Source organism: Anabaena sp. CCY 0017 (genome assembly GCF_963920885.1).
Taxonomy (GTDB): domain Bacteria; phylum Cyanobacteriota; class Cyanobacteriia; order Cyanobacteriales; family Nostocaceae; genus Nodularia.
In genome coordinates this window covers 64663-82939 of the sequence record NZ_CAWUDG010000020.1, presented here as the reverse complement: position 1 = coordinate 82939, position 18277 = coordinate 64663, and the positions used below count along the sequence as shown (strand labels likewise).

General features: G+C 41.6%; 16 protein-coding genes and 1 CRISPR repeat array (1 of these 17 cut by a window edge). Of the genes, 7 read left to right on the top strand and 9 right to left on the bottom strand.

Going from position 1 to position 18277, the window contains the following annotated elements; translation table 11 throughout:
- Window positions 1–724, top strand: a 724-nt coding sequence (locus tag ACM0OW_RS19995) for a WD40 repeat domain-containing protein (RefSeq protein WP_414551894.1), incomplete at its 5' end; no start/stop codon positions are given.
- 38 nt (window positions 725–762) lie between these two features.
- Entirely contained in the window at window positions 763–1506 is a 744-nt protein-coding gene (locus ACM0OW_RS19990; RefSeq protein ID WP_414551893.1) for a hypothetical protein, read from the top strand.
- Between the two features lie 282 nt (window positions 1507–1788).
- On the opposite strand, the gene ACM0OW_RS19985 is transcribed toward ACM0OW_RS19990, so the two are convergent.
- Window positions 1789–2346: a DUF4231 domain-containing protein gene (locus ACM0OW_RS19985; RefSeq protein ID WP_414551892.1), complete on the bottom strand. Its 558-nt coding sequence runs from the start codon at window positions 2344–2346 to the stop codon at window positions 1789–1791.
- Window positions 2347–2693: 347 nt separating this feature from the next.
- Here ACM0OW_RS19985 and ACM0OW_RS19980 point away from each other — a divergent pair, with 347 nt between their 5' ends.
- Window positions 2694–3716 carry a YihY/virulence factor BrkB family protein gene (locus ACM0OW_RS19980; protein ID WP_414551891.1) on the top strand — a complete coding sequence of 341 codons (1023 nt, stop codon included), beginning with the start codon at window positions 2694–2696 and terminating at the stop codon, window positions 3714–3716.
- Between the two features lie 74 nt (window positions 3717–3790).
- Window positions 3791–5086 carry an adenylosuccinate lyase gene (gene purB, locus ACM0OW_RS19975; RefSeq protein WP_006196290.1) on the top strand — a complete coding sequence of 432 codons (1296 nt, stop codon included), beginning with the start codon at window positions 3791–3793 and terminating at the stop codon, window positions 5084–5086.
- 286 nt (window positions 5087–5372) lie between these two features.
- Here the strand turns inward: purB and ACM0OW_RS19970 are convergent, their stop codons facing one another.
- From ACM0OW_RS19970 to ACM0OW_RS19955, 4 genes are all read right to left on the bottom strand, one after another.
- Window positions 5373–5840 (bottom strand): DUF2808 domain-containing protein, encoded by a 468-nt coding sequence (locus ACM0OW_RS19970; RefSeq protein ID WP_414551890.1) that lies wholly within the window; start codon window positions 5838–5840, stop codon window positions 5373–5375.
- Window positions 5841–6086: 246 nt separating this feature from the next.
- A complete protein-coding gene (hemH, locus tag ACM0OW_RS19965; protein WP_414551889.1) occupies window positions 6087–7253 on the bottom strand; it encodes a ferrochelatase in 1167 nt (388 codons plus the stop codon).
- A 285-nt stretch (window positions 7254–7538) separates the two neighbouring features.
- Window positions 7539–8438, bottom strand: coding sequence for an alpha/beta fold hydrolase (locus ACM0OW_RS19960; protein WP_414551888.1), 900 nt, complete (start codon window positions 8436–8438; stop codon window positions 7539–7541).
- A 3-nt stretch (window positions 8439–8441) separates the two neighbouring features.
- The gene (locus ACM0OW_RS19955) at window positions 8442–8933 is read right to left on the bottom strand and encodes a HugZ family protein (RefSeq protein ID WP_414551887.1); all 492 of its coding nucleotides are present in this window, start codon (window positions 8931–8933) and stop codon (window positions 8442–8444) included.
- Window positions 8934–9434: 501 nt separating this feature from the next.
- Here ACM0OW_RS19955 and ACM0OW_RS19950 point away from each other — a divergent pair.
- Window positions 9435–10934: a CIA30 family protein gene (locus ACM0OW_RS19950; RefSeq protein ID WP_414551886.1), complete on the top strand. Its 1500-nt coding sequence runs from the start codon at window positions 9435–9437 to the stop codon at window positions 10932–10934.
- A 273-nt stretch (window positions 10935–11207) separates the two neighbouring features.
- The gene (locus ACM0OW_RS19945; protein WP_414551885.1) at window positions 11208–11549 is read left to right on the top strand and encodes a hypothetical protein; all 342 of its coding nucleotides are present in this window, start codon (window positions 11208–11210) and stop codon (window positions 11547–11549) included.
- Window positions 11550–11752: 203 nt separating this feature from the next.
- On the opposite strand, the gene petE is transcribed toward ACM0OW_RS19945, so the two are convergent.
- Both petE and psbV read right to left on the bottom strand, forming a co-directional pair.
- Window positions 11753–12172: a plastocyanin gene (petE, locus tag ACM0OW_RS19940; protein WP_414551884.1), complete on the bottom strand. Its 420-nt coding sequence runs from the start codon at window positions 12170–12172 to the stop codon at window positions 11753–11755.
- A 502-nt stretch (window positions 12173–12674) separates the two neighbouring features.
- A complete protein-coding gene (psbV, locus tag ACM0OW_RS19935; RefSeq protein ID WP_414551883.1) occupies window positions 12675–13166 on the bottom strand; it encodes a photosystem II cytochrome c-550 in 492 nt (163 codons plus the stop codon).
- Between the two features lie 200 nt (window positions 13167–13366).
- Between psbV and ACM0OW_RS19930 the strand changes: the two genes are divergently transcribed.
- On the top strand, window positions 13367–13534 hold the full coding sequence (locus tag ACM0OW_RS19930; protein WP_414551882.1) for a hypothetical protein: 168 nt from the start codon (window positions 13367–13369) through the stop codon (window positions 13532–13534).
- Window positions 13535–13734: 200 nt separating this feature from the next.
- Here the strand turns inward: ACM0OW_RS19930 and ACM0OW_RS19925 are convergent, their stop codons facing one another.
- Both ACM0OW_RS19925 and ACM0OW_RS19920 read right to left on the bottom strand, forming a co-directional pair.
- Window positions 13735–14571: a carbohydrate ABC transporter permease gene (locus ACM0OW_RS19925; RefSeq protein ID WP_414551881.1), complete on the bottom strand. Its 837-nt coding sequence runs from the start codon at window positions 14569–14571 to the stop codon at window positions 13735–13737.
- Window positions 14568–15479 (bottom strand): carbohydrate ABC transporter permease, encoded by a 912-nt coding sequence (locus tag ACM0OW_RS19920; RefSeq protein ID WP_414551880.1) that lies wholly within the window; start codon window positions 15477–15479, stop codon window positions 14568–14570. The genes ACM0OW_RS19925 and ACM0OW_RS19920 overlap by 4 nt, the downstream gene beginning before the upstream one ends.
- A 490-nt stretch (window positions 15480–15969) precedes the next feature.
- Window positions 15970–18277: direct repeats of the CRISPR family, unit length 37 nt; unit sequence GTTAAAATCACAAATAATCCCTATCAGGGATTGAAAC; it runs 3989 nt beyond the window's last position.

Below are 18277 nucleotides of genomic sequence, written 5' to 3'. Positions count from 1 at the left end.
CGAGGTCAATAGCGTCAGTTTTAGCCCCGACGGCAAGACTTTGGCTTCTGGTAGTGAGGACAACACTATTAAATGGTGGAATCTAGTAGACACAGGTAAAGAAATTCGCACCTTCTACGGGCATACTAACACTGTCTTCAGCGTCAGTTTTAGCCCCGACGGCAAGACTTTAGTTTCTGGTAGTGCCGACAACACTATTAAACTGTGGAATCTAGACACAGGCAAGAAAATTCGCACCCTCTCCGGGCATACGAACTCTGTCATCAGCGTCAGTTTTAGCCCCGACAGCAAGACTTTAGTTTCTGGTAGTGCCGACAACACTATTAAACTGTGGAATCTAGACACAGGCAAGGAAATTCGCACCCTCTCCGGGCATACTAACGAGGTCAATAGCGTCAGTTTTAGCCCCGACAGCAGGACTTTGGCTTCTGGTAGTGCCGACAACACTATTAAACTGTGGAATCTAGAGACAGGCAAAGAAATTCGCACCCTCTCCGGGCATACTAAATGGGTCACTAGCGTCAGTTTTAGCGCCGACGGCAAGACTTTGGCTTCTGGTAGTGATGACAACACAATCAAACTGTGGAATCGAGATTTCTGGAATCTAAACTTAGACTCTTTAATGGGTCGTAATTGCGATTGGATACGAAACTATCTACAAAATAATCCCACTGTCAGCCCAAGCGATAGACATTTATGCGGCGGCATTGATACTCAAAAGTAAAGAGGTAAAGTAAAGTAGTGGTTTTTATAATTCAATCTATGAAAAAGCCTTTCAATTTTTCCTTCCCAAACGGACAAACAGCAGATGCTGTTCAAGTTGATGACTTTGTAAATTTGTCCGCAGCTCTCCATGATCTCGGCTTTCAAGGTTCGCGGCCTCTGCTAGTGTTAGTAGGTGGTGCAAGTAAGGTGAGTGAAGCTGACCTAGCCCGTCTCCGCCTGTTGTTTGTAGAAGTCATAGCCCCCCTAGTGGAAGAGTTGAATGCAGATGTGGTTGACGGCGGTACTGATGCTGGCGTAATGAAGATGATGGGTCAGGCTCGGAGCGAAATCAATGCTACATTTTCTTTAATTGGTGTCGCCCCAGTGGGGACAATTACATTACCTCATGCAGTCCTCACATCATCTAATACAGAAGCCTTAGAACCTCACCATACTCATTTTGTCTTAGTTCCTGGTTCTAAATGGGGTGATGAATCGCCTTGGCAGGCCAGAGTAGCAAGTTTACTCGCTAACGAAGCACCATCAGTAACTCTACTAATCAATGGTGGCGAGATTGCTTTAGTAGATGTGACGGAAAATTTAAAAGTTGGTCGGACAATAGTTGTAGTTGCTGGTAGCGGTAGGCTTGCAGATGAAATTGCTTTTGCCAGAAACCATCCAGGGTCTGAAGTGCGGGAACAGGTAGCAGAGGTTGTGGGGCAAAGTAATCTGTTATTATTTGACCTATCAGAGCCAATGTCAGAGTTAGCCAAGTTATTGAGACAGCAGTTAACAGGGTGATTAAGACATTAATCAATGATGAAACTCATACCAATTCTGTGTAAAGTGCGCCAAATAAATACCTTAGAGAAATTGCATTTAACATCTCTACTCATATCTTGCACCATTTAAAATCAGCTACAAAACCCGCTCGAAAATCAATTTCCGAGCTAATAGCTAAAGTCCATTCAAATGGACTGAAATCTTTCCCCAGTCGTCTTTAGACGACTTTCTCTATCAGACAGGGGTTTGAACCCCCGGCGGGTTATAACGACAGCTGCAAGATGTGAGTCTACATCCTGACTACTGCGGTACTTTCGAGGTTTTATCCTGTTCTGGCTTTTTACTTTCCTGAGTGACATTAGTGACATAGACTTCCACATCACTCTGAATTATGGTTTCCACATTTCCTGCAAAATTGCTAAAAGCTTCCTCATGGGTTTTATAACCTGCATAGGAACCACTTAATTCAAACAATTCCCAACCTTGTACTTTCAGAATTTCCGTTGTCCGCCGATAGTGCCGCCAACGTTCTCCATAATGAAAAAATTCTTCAATAGAGGAACTGATAGCTACCATTCCTGATAAGGCGATGGTAAAGCCCTTAAGATATGAATCCACGGCTTTATTATTAATATTTAAACTTATTAAAATGGGAACAATCACACCCCCAATAATTGTTGCTAATCGCAGTTGATAATAGCGTTGACGGGCATGATTAGCTCGTCCTTCCATCCACAAAATCTGGTCTAGCCATCGAGATTTTAGATAATGCTTTTGTCTATCGTTAAGTTCTAGAATTTCAAATAAGGTAATAAAATCTTTTTTTAATGATTCGGAATAGGAATCTTTTTGTGCCACAACTTACTCCTGAAAGGATGGTTGAAAAATTGGATAGGGTGCAGAAAAAAAGCTCAGTGTATAACCTGTAAATACAGTAGATATTGCACCAGAGAGCCATGACTAAAGTATACTATATTACCATGAATTTCAAACAGTTGGAACTGATTGCAACTTGAATTCCCGCAAATGTTGGGTTTCACTTCGTTCTACCCAACCTACAATTTTATTACCTAAACCGTATTGGGATATAAATTCCGCCTCAAGAATATTACACAAACACCTTTAGGAAGATGTAGCCAACTGATAAACCAGTATCAAATATAGCAGGAGGGTAGCAACTTCCTAGTATAAGGAGAACTGATTTCATGAAGTTACAGGCGATTTGGACGCTATTTCCAGAAACTTTTAAACAATGGAGTGAAGATAAAGCCTCACGGTTAGCCGCAGCATTAGCTTATTACACGATATTTTCTATTGCACCATTACTAATTATTGTAATTGCGATCGCGGGAGCAGTATTTGGAGAAGAAGCCGCCAGGGGTGAAATTGTTCGTCAAATTGGGGATTTGGTGGGCAGAGATGGCGCAAAATTCCTGGAAATAGCCATTAAAAATGCTAGCAGACCCCAAGCCGGTGCGATCGCCTCTATTCTGAGTATTGTAGTTTTGCTCGTAGGTGCTACTGGTGTATTTGCGGAGTTACAAGATTCCCTTAACACCATTTGGGATGTCAAAGCTAAACCTGGACGTGGCATCATGACCATCATTCGCCAACGCTTCTTATCATTCGCCATGATTTTAGGCATTGGCTTTTTACTTCTCGTTTCCCTAGTCATTAGTGCCGGATTATCAGCACTGACAACTTACTTTAGCAACGCCTTACCAGAGATTGATTCCATCTGGCAGATGCTCAATTTTCTGCTTTCTTTCGCCATTACTACAGTTATTTTTGCACTAATTTTTAAAGTTTTACCAGATGTCAGAATTACTTGGAGTGATGTTTTAATTGGTGCATTGCTGACCTCGCTCTTATTTTCCATTGGTAAGTTTTTATTAGGACAGTATATCGGTAGAAGCACTTTGGGTTCAGCTTATGGCGCTGCTGGTTCACTGGTGGTAATCATCGCTTGGGTTTACTATGCTGCTCAGATTCTGTTTTTTGGTGCGGAATTTACCCAAGTTTATGCGAGGCGATACGGTACTGACATCACCCCAACTAAAAACGCTATCCCACGCACTGCTAAAACTGCTGTCGAGGGAAGGGTAATAAATAATCATCCGCAAAATACTCAGAAAAAAAAGCAATCCTCTCGCTTAATTAATCGTGTTCTCCGCTATTTTAGGCATCCCAAGCGCTTAAAACGCCGCCGCAGAAATCGCCGCTATTGAATTTATGCCTAACTGATAGTTATGGATGGGTTAATTAAACTGTAGAATATGACAGTTGTATTCTGCCGCGAACGTTGATTGAGCGTTATACTCTGCCCGAAATGGGCAACCTGTGGACTGAGACTTACAAATTAAAAACCTGGCTTCAGGTGGAAATTGCAGTTTGTGAAGCCCAAGCTGAACTGGGTTATATTCCTTCTCAGGCAGTTGAAGAAATTAAAGCTAAGGCGAATTTTGACCCGAAGCGAGTCTTAGAAATTGAAGCTGAAGTCCGTCATGATGTCATTGCCTTTTTAACCAATGTCAATGAATATGTGGGTGATGCTGGGCGTTATATTCATCTGGGTTTAACTAGCTCGGATGTACTAGATACGGCTTTAGGACTACAATTAGTTGCTAGTCTGGATCTCATATCCCAACACCTGGAAGAGTTGATTCAGGTAATTCGCCTCAAAGCGCGAGAACATCGTTATACAGTGATGACTGGCCGTTCACACGGTATTCACGCTGAACCGATGACTTTTGGATTTAAGTTAGCTGGATGGTTAGCTGAGGTATTGCGCCATCAAGAAAGGCTGAAAGTTCTCCGGGAAACCATCGCTGTGGGGAAAATTTCCGGTGCTGTGGGAACCTATGCCAATATTGAACCACGAGTGGAAGCGATCGCTTGTGAAAAATTGGGACTCAAACCTGATACGGCCTCGACTCAAGTTATTTCGCGCGATCGCCATGCCGACTACGTGCAACAATTAGCCTTAGTCGCCGCATCCATTGAACGCTTTGCTGTAGAAATTCGGAATCTCCAAAGAACAGACGTTTTAGAAGTAGAGGAATTTTTCGCCAAAGGTCAAAAAGGCTCTTCAGCCATGCCCCACAAGCGCAACCCCATCCGTTCGGAACGATTAACGGGAATGGCTAGGTTGGTGAGAAGTCATGCCGGTGCAGCCCTGGAAAACGTGGCTTTGTGGCATGAACGGGATATTTCCCACAGTTCTGTAGAACGGGTAATTTTGCCAGATGCTTGCATTTTAACTCATTTTATGCTGGTAGAAATTACCGGATTGGTGAAAAACTTGCTGGTGTACCCCGAAAACATGGCGCGGAACCTGAACTGTTATGGCGGTGTAGTGTTTAGCCAAAAAGTTCTCCTGGCTTTAATAGACAAGGGAATGAACCGAGAAGAAGCTTATGCCATTGTCCAAGAAAGCGCTCATACTGCTTGGAACAAGCCAGAAGGAGACTTCCACGCGTTAATTACTCAAAACCCGCGTGTAACTCAAAATCTGTCCCCAGCAGAAATTGAAGCCTGTTTTGACCCACAGCAACATCTGCGTCATTTAGATCAAGTTTACCAACGACTAGGTATTTAGGCAGGGAGAAGAGGCAGGGGAGCAGGCTTGCCCTGAGCGCAGTCGTTTGCGTAGCATCCCGAAGGGTAGGGGAGCAGGGAGCAGGGGAGAAGACGTTGGGCTTGTACCAAAATTTTTCTTCCTCATCTCCCCTTTGGACTAATATCAAGTCCAGTTGAATACTTACGAAACGCGAAAACCAGCCAAACCTTGGCTTTATCTCCCCTCCTCGCCTGCGGGGAGGGGTTGGGGGTGGGGTGACATGATTGTGGTAATCGTAACTAAATTAAACGGACATGATATAAAATCAAAATACCTGAACTCGTGCTAAACCATAGGGAATTTCTCGCATCAAGCCTACATGATTACCATAGACTTGATAGTGAAAAACTTGACCAGCCGGCATTGGAGGCGCAAATTCTACATCCATCATGGCAATTTCTAGGGTAGTTCCAGAAGCGACTGGTTGAGCAAAACTGATTTTAACTCTGTCCTCTTCTTGAGAAACCTCTGCTTCAATGGTTTCACCTGCTTCATCGGTGACTCGAATGTTTTCACCAAGCTCCATAAAGTCTGAGGGACGAATTGTAATGCTAGATAAAGGCTGTTCCCCAGTATACAGTCTGATGTAATGCCGATTAGGTAAACCAGTTGTGCTGCTAATGCGAGGGGCGCTTTTATCATACTGGATTTGTTGACCCTGAGCTATAGCAGGAAGACCCATTGTGGCGATCGCTAAACTTAAAGTTGATAAGCAAATCAATTTTTTCATCATAAATGGATTTGGGTAATAAGTAATCTGAAAACCTCTTGAATTTCACGTTACAAAGGTTAAAAATAGATTACGTCTTACTAATGGGATATTTAATATAAATCTTGTAGTGAGGGCATCCTGCCCGCCCTTGTGTACCTAATTCAGATGAAATATGCCATATCATCTCAAAGGATGATTTTATTAATAAAATAGGGGCGCAAAGTCTCGCGTCCCCACCAATTTGATAATTACTATTGAATTGTGAATTTACTGCAAAAGACCAATCATGTGCAGAAAACCATGACCAGTAACTATCTCAATCACTAAAGCAATAAAGCCCAGCATCGCAATGCGACCGTTCCAAACTTCAGCGCTAGTCGTCATCCCCCATTCCCAGTTCTCTTGGGGGTACATTTTCACCCTTTTTTTCATTTGAGCAGCTTGGGAAAGCTTGAAACTGGGTTTATTTAGGGCATCAATTACTAGGTCTGCCAATGCTTTAATAAATACTGGATGAGTATTGGGAGCAGCAGCGCGACGGAAGTTATGAATTCCTGACTCTTCGGCTATTTCTCGATATTCAATATCAATTTCTTGTAAAGTCTCGATGTGTTCGGAGACAAAACTGATAGGTACAACAACTAAATCTTTTACACCTTGTGCGCCGAGTTGTTGCAGCGCATCTTCAGTATAAGGCTGTAGCCATTCTACGGGTCCGACACGACTTTGATAAGCTAGGGTGTAAAGATTGGGTCGGTTGAGAGTCTGCATAATTAATGCAGTACATTCTTCAATTTCTTGCTCATAGGGGTCTCCGGCTTCTTCAACGTAGCTTTTAGGAACGCCGTGAGCGCTGAAAAATATATGAGCTTCATCAGGGTTGGGACATTGGTCGAGTTCTTGGGCTATGAGTTCCGCCATAGCTTGCAGATAGCTTGGTTCTTTGTACCAAGAAGGAATCACAGTATAGTCAATGGGCTGAAGTTCTGGCTTTTCTCGCCAAAGTTTGTCTAACAGCCGAAAGCTAGAACCACTAGTACTAATGGAAAACTGTGGGTACAGTGGTAAAATTACCAGGTGTTCAATATTATCAGCAGCAATTTGTGCGATCGCCTCTTCTGTGTAAGGATGCCAATAACGCATTCCTACGTAGATATCCACTTCTTGACCCAAATCACCCAAATGTTGTTTCAGGGCTTGTCCTTGTTCCTCAGTGATTCGCCGTAGTGGAGAACCGCCGCCAATTTGCTTATAATTCGCTTGAGATGTTGTAGTTCGCCGTGTAGCAATAAACCAAGCTAGAGGTTTTTGCAGCCAGCGAAACGGTAGGCGAATAATTTCTGGGTCGGAAAATAGGTTATACAAAAAAGGCCCGACATCCTCTAGCTTATCGGGGCCACCGAGATTGAGTAATAAAACGCCTACACGACTCATAGCACTTATTTTCCCCCAATCTTTTCAGGTTTTTTACTAATGTTAACAATATATTATCTTTATTAAATATAAAGCTTTATAGTCAGCAAACACGAAATGTCAACAATCTTAAGAGATTGGTGTTACCAGTTCCTAGTTGCGCTTTAGCGCTACCTAGTTCAGCAATTGCCGTTACAATGCTGATAATTTAATTAATCTTGCTCAATTTTAGACTATTTTTGTAGCAGTTATCAAGATATGTAATTTTCAACATTTCATTCACAAAATGTAATATATTGCTATGTTTTATGACAAACAAGCTGTGAAATAGGGTTGTAGTAGACCAATGATAACTTCTGGGGTTTCGAGATGGGGTAAAATTCCTGTATCTGCGATCGCATAAAAATCGCGAATTGCGCCTATATTCAGATTGGCTAAACGTCGCCCTAACTTGATGCTGGTAAATTGTGCCTTCTCGCCCCAAAACATCACCGTGGGAATTTTCAGTTGCTGAATGTACAAACTCAAATCACAATACAAGTCTCCCCGCAAAAATGCCAAAGCGGAAAACTTAGCATTGGGCTGTTGTGCAGAAATTAAATAAGCATCGACGATTTCTTGAGAAACCCGTTGTGCTTGAACAAACAGGAAGTTTTGCAGAAAATTTCTCACAGCAAATTCATTTTCAGCGCCTAGAGTGTAAATTAAATTATCCACTAGCGGCGAATTAATAATTGGCAATGGTATTCTGCGTCCAGCCCCTTGGCCAAAGTCATCAAACCCAGAGGGACAGACTAAAAACAAACTGTGAAATAAATCAGGATGGTTAATAGCCAGACGAATAGTAAAAGCTGCTGTTAAAGAAGAAGCTACTACCGTTACTGGTTGGCGGCAAGTTTGAGTGATAAACTCCTGAATAGTATTCAGATAATCCCTAATTTGATAGTCTCGCACTGGATGAGCAGATTCTCCCCAACCAATTAAATCTGGTGCTAAAATTCGGTGCGTAGCTGCAAAAGCTGGGTAAACCTTAGACCATTCAAACGCAGAAGCCCCACCGCCAAAGTTATGGAGAAATAATAGCGGAGGTAAATCTTCCGTCTCAGCATTTAACCAAGGCGCAGTGGTTTGGGTATAGTAAACCATCGTCCCTAGAGATGTATGAATAACTTTATGCCCAAAGCCGGGAGGTTGAAACTGAAGCATAAATTATTTTCCTGTAATATGAACCAGTTTATCGAGTTGTTCACCACTAATCTCATAAGCTGTCCCGAAACCAATCACAAAACGACCAGCGCTAGGAGTTAAGCGAAAAATCCGAAAGTCTGGTAAACCCCGAAAAACTTCAATCAGTTCGCCAAAACGCTCTTTAAATTGAGCAACAATTTGATTCCAAGTCTCAGTTTCTCGCTCTATCAAAGTGGCTGTACAATCAAAACTCAACCGACGACGGGCAAAAATTTGCTCACTTTTAGATTCATCCTCAATAAATAAAACACTCACACGAGGATTGACATGAAGATTCTGAGTATGGGTTGCCAAACCACTAACGTAGATATAGATATTTTTAGCATCATCCATCACGAAAGGAGTGTAACCAGTATTGGGTATGCCTGCTTGATTAACTGTGCTAATGATTACACTCTCAACTGCTTGGGGAAAAGTTTCATACTCAGCTTGAGCTTGTTCAATTTTGCTCATAATAGTTTTATTAGCAACTTTTTCTTGAGTATCCTAACGCGATTGAGCTGGGGGATGGAATATTCGGTTTTGTAATTGGGTAGGTTTTAGGAAATAACGTTCGCGTAGCGTGCGCGTAGCGCATACCACAGAGGCGCAGAGTACACGGAGTGAAGAGAGTTTGAGGGGTTTTTTGCGTAAGTCCTATAAATCCAGTCCCCCTCCTCGCTTGCCTACGGTGTACACACAAGTGATCTGATCCCCCTAAATCCCCCTTAAAAAGGGGGACTTTAAGAAAATTTCCCCCCTTCTCAAGGGGGGTTAGGGGGGATCGAAACGCTGTTAGGCAACTTGATAAGACTTGTGTGTACACGGTAGCCTCGCTTGCGGGGAGGGGCTAGAGGTGGGGTCTTATGACCAACGCGCACACAGTGGTTCCTTAGCAAGAAGAGGGGTTGGGGGTGAGGTTCTAAGGTTTCGTTATCATATATGTAACAGCAAAAAAATTGTGAGGACGCGATTGTGGCTGACAAAAATCGTTCTCAATGGGACTTAGGTAGGTTTATCGATACCTTAACCTATTTCGAGGTATTTCCTTTGCTTAACTGGGTACAGCAGTTAATTCAAGGTCGTCCCAACGATAATCAAAATCTACCCAATGGAGGCAGAAATGTGGGTGTAATATTGGTAGCAGGTGCGACGGGTGGCGTAGGGAAACGAGTTGTGCGGCGACTTGTGGAACGAGGTGAGAAAGTTCGCGCCCTTGTGCGAGATATTGATAAAGCCCGGTCAATTCTTGGTGATGATGTTGATTTAGTAGCTGGGGATATCACTAAACCAGAAACTTTAAATTCTATGGTGATGGCTAATATCCAAGCTGTTGTTTGTTGCACCTCAGTTCGTGTCCAACCAGTGGAAGGCGACACACCAGATAGGGCTAAATACAATCAAGGTGTAAAATTTTATCTGCCGGAAATTGTCGGTGATACTCCTGAAAATGTGGAATATCAAGGTGTGAAAAACTTGGTGGAAGCTGCGGCTAAATATCTCCCTCCAGCTAATGAAAAACTGATATTTGATTTTACTAATCCCTCGGCGGAATTAAGAAATGTTTGGGGTGCGGTGGATGATGTGGTGATGGGTGGTGTTAGTGCCAGTAATATGCAATTATTAGAAAATACTGCTGTGTTTGCTGGTAATGTTTCCACGGCTAACTCCGGTGGCTTTGCTTCGGTGAGAACGAAGAATTTTGAACCTCCCTTTAACTTATCCGGTTACGAAGGTGTAGAACTGCGGGTTAAAGGTGACGGTCAACGTTATAAACTATTTTTACGGACAGATCAGAAATGGGATGGCGTGGGTTACAGTTATTCTTTTGACACTGTAGATAATACTTGGATAACTGTTCGAGTTCCTTTTAAAGATTTGGTTCCCGTATTTCGTGCTAAAGTTTTGCAAGATTCTCCGCCGATTTATGCTGGTAAGGTGGCATCATTTCAACTGATGTTGAGTAAGTTTGAATATGATGGGGCTTTAAATCCTAAGTTTTCAGCCGGTAATTTTGCTCTACAGATGGAATCCATCAAGGCTTATGGTGGGGAGAGTTTTCCGCAGTTTGTCCTTATTAGTTCAGCCGGGGTAACTCGTCCGGGAAGACCGGAGATTAATTTAGATGAAGAACCGCCAGCAGTGAGATTAAATGACCAGTTGGGAGGAATCTTAACTTGGAAGTTGAAAGGTGAAGATAGCTTAAGAGCCAGTGGGATTCCTTATACAATTATTAGACCTTGTGCTTTAACTGAGGAACCCGGTGGGAAGGAATTAATCTTTGAGCAAGGTGATAATATTAGGGGCAAAATTAGCCGTGATGATGTAGCTGAACTGTGTGTGCGATCGCTCCAACAATCCAATGCTCATAATATCACCTTAGAAGTCAAATCAGGTGAAAATAACGCTAATTATATCAATTGGCAGCAGCTATTTTCTAACTTACAGCCAGATAAATCAGGGACTTTAAAATAAAAAAATCTCTATGTAGGGTGGGTTAGGACGTTAGTCCGTAACCCACCATAAATTTAAGGGGAATGGTGAGTTACGCTGTCGCTAATTCCATAGAGGGGAATGGTGAGTTACGCTGTCGCTAATTCCCTAGAGGGTAATGGTGAATAATGGTGGGTTACGCTGTCGCTAACCCACCCTACAATTTTTAGCAAAACTGGGGAAACGGAGACAGGGAAAATACCAAAAACAGAAAGTCGTTTCCCACCTCCCACCTCCACCGCAGGAGTTGATGAAATGTTTCGCAGATTAATTTTAGCTGGATTTGTGGTAATTATCGTTTGGTTGGGATTATTGTCTGGGCCAGTCTCATCACAGCAAATAGAGTCTCGGTTTAACAATTTACAAGCTGATTTTAATCGTGTAGAGTCACGCTTAAGGCGAGTAGAGTCTCAGTTGAATCAAATGGGTAAAACTCCATCACCCAGAACATCACTTACCCGACCGCAGTCAACTGATGCTGAACGTGATTTATCGCCGCAAGAGCAGAAGTTTGAGCGCTTGGCTACCTTAGTAGTGGAATTAAAGCAGCAAGTTAATGAATTAGAGAAGAGAGTTTCTAAATTAGAATCACCTTAAGCACTGAGGGTCAGATTTGAATCAAGGACTAAAGTCCTGACTATGAACAAAACAATTAGCGGTAACAAGTTTATTTCTCTATCACCAAAAACTTTCAACGTTCTCGCTGGGAATAAAACTCATTACCGCTATTCGTGCATCCCTTTTTATGGGTATGGCTTGCTAGTTGGTGCTAATTTGCAAAAAACTAGAAAAAGCTACTTCTAACCTGCAACAGTTAATTTACCAACCATACCAGCACCACGGTGAGGCTCACAATAGAAGGTGTATTCACCAGCAGGTGCGTCTGCGGGAATGGTTGTGGTTTGGGTTTGACCAGGACTCATCAGCAATTGCTTATGAGACAGACTTTTTGCCAAATCAGCGCTCTTAGCAGGGTTTAGGGCTGCATCAAACACAACGTTATGGGGAGGAACTTTGTTGTTAACCCACTCAATTGTGTCACCTGGTTTAACTGTCAATTTTGAAGGTTCAAAAGCCAGCAGTCCTTTGTCGCTACCCAGTTTTACCTGGAAGGTTTCAGCTGAAGCGCTGGGTGTGAAAACGACAAAGCTACTAACAACTAAAAGAACTGTCAATACCGATAGAGTCAAACGTCGCCAGCTTGCAGCAAACAATTTCATGGCTTTCTCCTAACTATAGTTTCTATTTCACCTTTACCATTTTAAATACAATCAACGCCAAAATATGACAATCTGTCGTAGATAAAATTTTTTTTTTATGATTTGGGCTAAATCATCAGTTTTTCTTGTGTAATGGACGATGATTACTAGGCTGTATTACACCCAAGAGTTTATGGGTAAAATGTCAAATTTTCAGAGGAGGCTATAAAAATTGTGAAATAGGGACAATTAATGAATTATCCCTACTATAAACCCCACGGTAAACCTTGTTCCTATAAACCGCTAGGGTATACACACCAGACCAAAAAGTTTTATTTGGGTAGGGTGCGTTATGGACGCTAGTCCTCACGCACCGACGAAAATCAAGGATGGTGCGTTGCGCTACGCGACAACACACCCTACAACAGTTGTGTGTACACGGTAGCTTTTGACTTGACGATGGTACTAGTTCCTAGCTACTTATTTACACTCATTACCCAGGAATGAGTTATCTGTCTAGAGTTTAGTAATAAATTTTACCGCCACCCCACTTGTCACCAACAATTTTTGGCTGGAGAAGAATATGACCAGCCACAGCTTCTAAGTCCTCGTCGGTGAAAATTCTCATTTCTGTGAAAATATCTGCACTCTTAATGCTGGGGTGTAACTCGGAAATTTCCACTTCACCGTCATAGGTAGTAGGATTTTTCATGTAGTCCACCAATCCTTCAATATTATTGCGGCTTGGTGTTGCCAGTGCCAGAGATTCTGGTTCTAGTCCCACGTTTTGGTTAGTTTTGGTAACACCGCCAGCATGACACTGGGCGCAAGCATATTGAAATAAGCGTTTACCTTCTTTTACTTGTTTAAGGCTGAGTACAACAGTATCACCCTGGTCATTTAATGGCACTGTTCTGATTGCTTCGTCCAGTTCTACTGCTGTCGCGCTACCGACAACCAACTGAAATGTCAGCAAAATGGTAGCAACAACAACGCCAATTAGTCTTCTAAACATGATTCCCCTTAAAATTTTTAACGCTCAACACAGCTAATAAAGCGATGCTCAATCTCCATGTTGCTAATGACATCTCTGGTTTTTGCCATTAGCTTAACTTAGGCCTCACTCTGCGAGTTCTTAGTACAGGTTGGCGGAAATAGGTATACTATTTCCAAAAGCTCAAAATTCTAAAATAAAAGCCTTTTGACTTTTGACTTTTGACTTTTGACGAACGCCGTACTGTACTAGTGACCTTTGGGGATATTTCCCACAATATGTGGGAAATAATTGCCTTTGCATCTTTACCAAATCGGTATTTTGGCGTTTTTTGGCAATTTTGCTGTTGGTTACACCGAGAAAGCCATCTTTCCACAGGAATACTGTAGTCTGCTGCTATCTCTGCGCTCAGTAGGTTTGCAAAACCCATAATAGTGATTAACTGACAGATAGAGATTGAGTCACTGTAATACCAATATCATGTTCAGAGTGCAATTTGTCGCCCAAAATATGGTGATAGTTGAAGTGGGGATCAATGGCTAATACGTCAATATAGACTTAATATGATGTAATATTTGGATGAAACAATTCAACCTTTACCTCCTGTAAATGTCGCCCCTTGAATAAAGTAGCGGTTAAAAAAGGCATAAATCCCTAAAGCTGGCAAGGTAAACATCATGGAAGCAGCCATAATATAATTCCAATAGCTGATATATTGACCTTTGAAGCTGTTCAGCCCCAAGGGTAGGGTAAACATTTCTGGGTCGAAGAGAATGACGATGGGGAGTAGAAAATTATTCCAACTACTCATGAAGACAAAAACCGCTTGTGCTGCTAGGGCGGGTTTGGCTAGAGGTAAGACAATATGCCGAAAAATTCCCAAGGTATCTAAACCATCTAATTGACCCGCTTCTTCTAATTCTTTAGGAAAATTTACAAAAAACTGCCGCATCATAAAGATGAAGGTGGCGTTAACCATAGCAGGAACAATCATGCCTTGGTAGGAATTTAGCCAGCCAATGGCTTTTAAAATCAAGAATGTGGGAATGAGGGTGATTTGTGTCGGGACTGCTAGCAATGCCAAAATTAAGAAGAACCAGAAGCCTTTACCAACGAAACTCAGCCTAGCTAAAGCATACCCGCCCATTGAATTAAATAGCAAATTTAAGAGGGTGACACTAACGGCGATGAAGACACTGTTAAAAAACCATCGCCAAAATAATGGTTCCTGCACAAATATCTGTCTGTAATTATCAAGGGTAAAATTCTGAGGGAAAAAATTTAATTCTCCACTGATAATTTCTGATAAGGGTTTAAAGGATGCGGACAGCGCCCACAGGAAAGGAATTAAGGTGATGACTGCATATAGGGTGAGGACAAGATATAACAGGACTTTTAGCCAAGGGAACCGGGAAATATTAGTCATGTTTTTTCGCCTCCAAAGATACGCTGCTGAATCAAGGTGACAGCAATGATGATGACTGCCAATAAAAAGGCGATCGCCGCCGCATATCCCATCTGTAAATTACGAAATACAGCCTGGTAAATTAGTAGTACCATAGTCAAAGTGGCGTTGTTCGGCCCACCTGTACCACCAGAAAAAATGTAAGACTGATCGAAAAGTTGAAATGTCCCAATAATTCCGATAGCCACGACAAAAAAAGTCACGGGTTTGAGCAGGGGAATGGTAATATAGATAAACTGTTGCCACCAATTTGCCCCATCAAGTTCCGCCGCTTCGTACAGTTTTTGGGGGATGTCTTGCAAAGCTGCCAAGTAAATCACCATATAAAATGGTGCAGTTGACCAAATATTCATAATCATAATGCCTTTGAGTGCCACGGCTGGATCACCTAACCAGTTATAGGTAGGCAAACCCAGAAAAGCCAGAACATGATTTAATAGTCCATCGGTGTTATAAATCCACATGAATATCAGCGTCAGTACGGCTGAGGATGTGACTGTGGGTAAAAAGAATAATATCCGCCAGGAGTTTTTTCCCCGAATGCCAGAATTGAGAGTTACTGCCAGCAATAAAGCTAAAATGGTTTGAGTTGGGACAACAATGGCGACATATTCGGCTGTATTTCTCAAAGCAATTCCCACGCGTTCATCTTCAACTAAGCGGGTAAAATTGCGAAAGCCGATGAAGTCGTAGTCAATACCGCCGAGAAGTTGGACTTTGTGCAGGGAGAGAAAAACGGCGTAGACTATGGGTAGAATTACAAAACATCCTAAAACCAAGATGGTGGGCATCATAAAGATATACCCAGCTAAGGTTTCGGTAATATTCCATCTGGGGTAAATTCGCCGTCTCCGGATTGGCAGCACCATTGAACCTCCCTGTAGTTTAGTCTCAAACTGGTGGTGGCGATCGCGCTTTACTAGATTTTGACAAATCCGCAGACTTACGTTAACTGTAGTTTAGTGTCAAACTGGTGGTGGCGATCGCGCCAGCGCTGACTTGTCATTTCACTTGTGGATAGTCTTCGATGGTAGCTTGAGTCAGAAGTACAGAAATATATCTAAATGCTGTTTTTGCTATGGTTGGAAGTAGGGATTTTTGGTTAATTCCGCGTCAACCAGTAGGTGTTTTTTTGAACATTGAAAATTTTACGCCTGAAATCCTTACCTCATCTGGTTTTGAACCCTCTCACACTTAAATTGAGGTTGACGCAAACTCCGAAACCCTTGCTATCAAAGCTTTTGAGCTATTTTTGAAATGTATCTCTTGACAACGCGATCGCTGAAAAGCTATATTCACTTTAGGTTGACGAAACAGAACCTTGAAAACCAAATATATCAATGCTTCCAGATGCGGGCGGTTAAAATCACAAATAATCCCTATCAGGGATTGAAACATTGTTTATTTATTAGGGCGAAAGCTTTAATCCAGGTTAAAATCACAAATAATCCCTATCAGGGATTGAAACATAACCAGCAACTCAACAGAGTGCTTTTCTCCGAGGTTAAAATCACAAATAATCCCTATCAGGGATTGAAACATAGTATTAGCGACATCCCACTGGTAAGCTACTCGCGTTAAAATCACAAATAATCCCTATCAGGGATTGAAACAGTACACCATTCACTTCTACTAATTGCCCATATTGGTTAAAATCACAAATAATCCCTATCAGGGATTGAAACCTATGCAGTGCATATATGGGAACTTTTTTACCTTGAAGTTAAAATCACAAATAATCCCTATCAGGGATTGAAACAGACCCTACCAGTCAAAGCCGGGGTGGGCAAGCTCGAGTTAAAATCACAAATAATCCCTATCAGGGATTGAAACGTGTACTTGTTTTTTGTTCCGCCGGGGGACTTGAGTTAAAATCACAAATAATCCCTATCAGGGATTGAAACAAATCTATTCTGAGATACAGCATCTAGTATTCTCGTTAAAATCACAAATAATCCCTATCAGGGATTGAAACAAATGAGCCGAGAAGAGGCTAGAGAGCTTTTACAGAAAGTTAAAATCACAAATAATCCCTATCAGGGATTGAAACCCATGTATCTGACTGAGGCTGATGATGAGTTTTGGTCGTTAAAATCACAAATAATCCCTATCAGGGATTGAAACCAAATCCGGCATCCTTAAACACTGCCATAGCTTGTTAAAATCACAAATAATCCCTATCAGGGATTGAAACTAGGAAAATTTAAATGCCATTTACAGAAGAACAGCGTGTTAAAATCACAAATAATCCCTATCAGGGATTGAAACGCCACTAACCACGAAGAACCCGCACAATCTGAAGAGTTAAAATCACAAATAATCCCTATCAGGGATTGAAACGCGACAATCACTTAGATCAATCTGGGCTGATAAGGTTAAAATCACAAATAATCCCTATCAGGGATTGAAACAAAGAACCAGATATGTTCGCGGCTTTGGGTGGTGAGTTAAAATCACAAATAATCCCTATCAGGGATTGAAACATAAGCTTTAAATCGTGCCTCTCTAGCATCATTAGGGTTAAAATCACAAATAATCCCTATCAGGGATTGAAACGAATTTCTAGCAAATCGCTTATATCATCAGAAGTAAGGTTAAAATCACAAATAATCCCTATCAGGGATTGAAACTTATCCTTGCCATGTTTGCGTACTAGTTCTTCCTGTTAAAATCACAAATAATCCCTATCAGGGATTGAAACAAGATTGGGCATTGTTCTTCAGTAAAATTACTCTAGTTAAAATCACAAATAATCCCTATCAGGGATTGAAACATCTGCGGATATATTTGCCTCCTGGCACGATTATGTTAAAATCACAAATAATCCCTATCAGGGATTGAAACTAGATTCTGGAACACCCTGTTTGAGAAAACAGAAGTTAAAATCACAAATAATCCCTATCAGGGATTGAAACAATTGCATACATTGCGGGATGCCTTTTTGGATGTGTTCCAATTACGTTAAAATCACAAATAATCCCTATCAGGGATTGAAACAGTGCTGATGATAACGGCAACTTGACTGGCTGGGGTTAAAATCACAAATAATCCCTATCAGGGATTGAAACGATTTTTTCGCCTTCCAGAAATTGAGTATTTAGGTTAAAATCACAAATAATCCCTATCAGGGATTGAAACAGACCCTCCCCCCCAGCAGGCATTGAAACACCAGTAAGTTAAAATCACAAATAATCCCTATCAGGGATTGAAACGGGGAAGACAATTCAGAATTCTTTGCTATCAATAAAGTTAAAATCACAAATAATCCCTATCAGGGATTGAAACTTATTTCTGGATGAGCTTGAAAAAGCTTTTGCCGGGGTAGGTTAAAATCACAAATAATCCCTATCAGGGATTGAAACTTCTCCTTCACTTAAAGTTCCATATCCGGGTTTATCAGTTAAAATCACAAATAATCCCTATCAGGGATTGAAACAACCCTTTCCACCTATGCTGTCCATCGTTGAACAATAGTTAAAATCACAAATAATCCCTATCAGGGATTGAAACTCAGGATTTGAGGCCTGAAAACATCATCAGGATCATGAATTACGTTAAAATCACAAATAATCCCTATCAGGGATTGAAACTTCTGGACTGTAAATATCTAATTCAGTGCTTGCAAGTTAAAATCACAAATAATCCCTATCAGGGATTGAAACCAGTT

Bases quoted from the DNA above. Each gene is read 5' to 3' on its own strand.
- ACM0OW_RS19990 (WP_414551893.1), top strand. From the start codon at position 763: ATGAAAAAGCCTTTCAATTTTTCCTTCCCAAACGGACAAACAGCAGAT.
- ACM0OW_RS19980 (WP_414551891.1), top strand. From the start codon at position 2,694: ATGAAGTTACAGGCGATTTGGACGCTATTTCCAGAAACTTTTAAACAA.
- ACM0OW_RS19970 (WP_414551890.1), bottom strand. From the start codon at position 5,840: ATGATGAAAAAATTGATTTGCTTATCAACTTTAAGTTTAGCGATCGCC.
- hemH (WP_414551889.1), bottom strand. From the start codon at position 7,253: ATGAGTCGTGTAGGCGTTTTATTACTCAATCTCGGTGGCCCCGATAAG.
- ACM0OW_RS19960 (WP_414551888.1), bottom strand. From the start codon at position 8,438: ATGCTTCAGTTTCAACCTCCCGGCTTTGGGCATAAAGTTATTCATACA.
- ACM0OW_RS19955 (WP_414551887.1), bottom strand. From the start codon at position 8,933: ATGAGCAAAATTGAACAAGCTCAAGCTGAGTATGAAACTTTTCCCCAA.
- ACM0OW_RS19945 (WP_414551885.1), top strand. From the start codon at position 11,208: ATGTTTCGCAGATTAATTTTAGCTGGATTTGTGGTAATTATCGTTTGG.
- petE (WP_414551884.1), bottom strand. From the start codon at position 12,172: ATGAAATTGTTTGCTGCAAGCTGGCGACGTTTGACTCTATCGGTATTG.
- psbV (WP_414551883.1), bottom strand. From the start codon at position 13,166: ATGTTTAGAAGACTAATTGGCGTTGTTGTTGCTACCATTTTGCTGACA.
- ACM0OW_RS19925 (WP_414551881.1), bottom strand. From the start codon at position 14,571: ATGACTAATATTTCCCGGTTCCCTTGGCTAAAAGTCCTGTTATATCTT.
- ACM0OW_RS19920 (WP_414551880.1), bottom strand. From the start codon at position 15,479: ATGGTGCTGCCAATCCGGAGACGGCGAATTTACCCCAGATGGAATATT.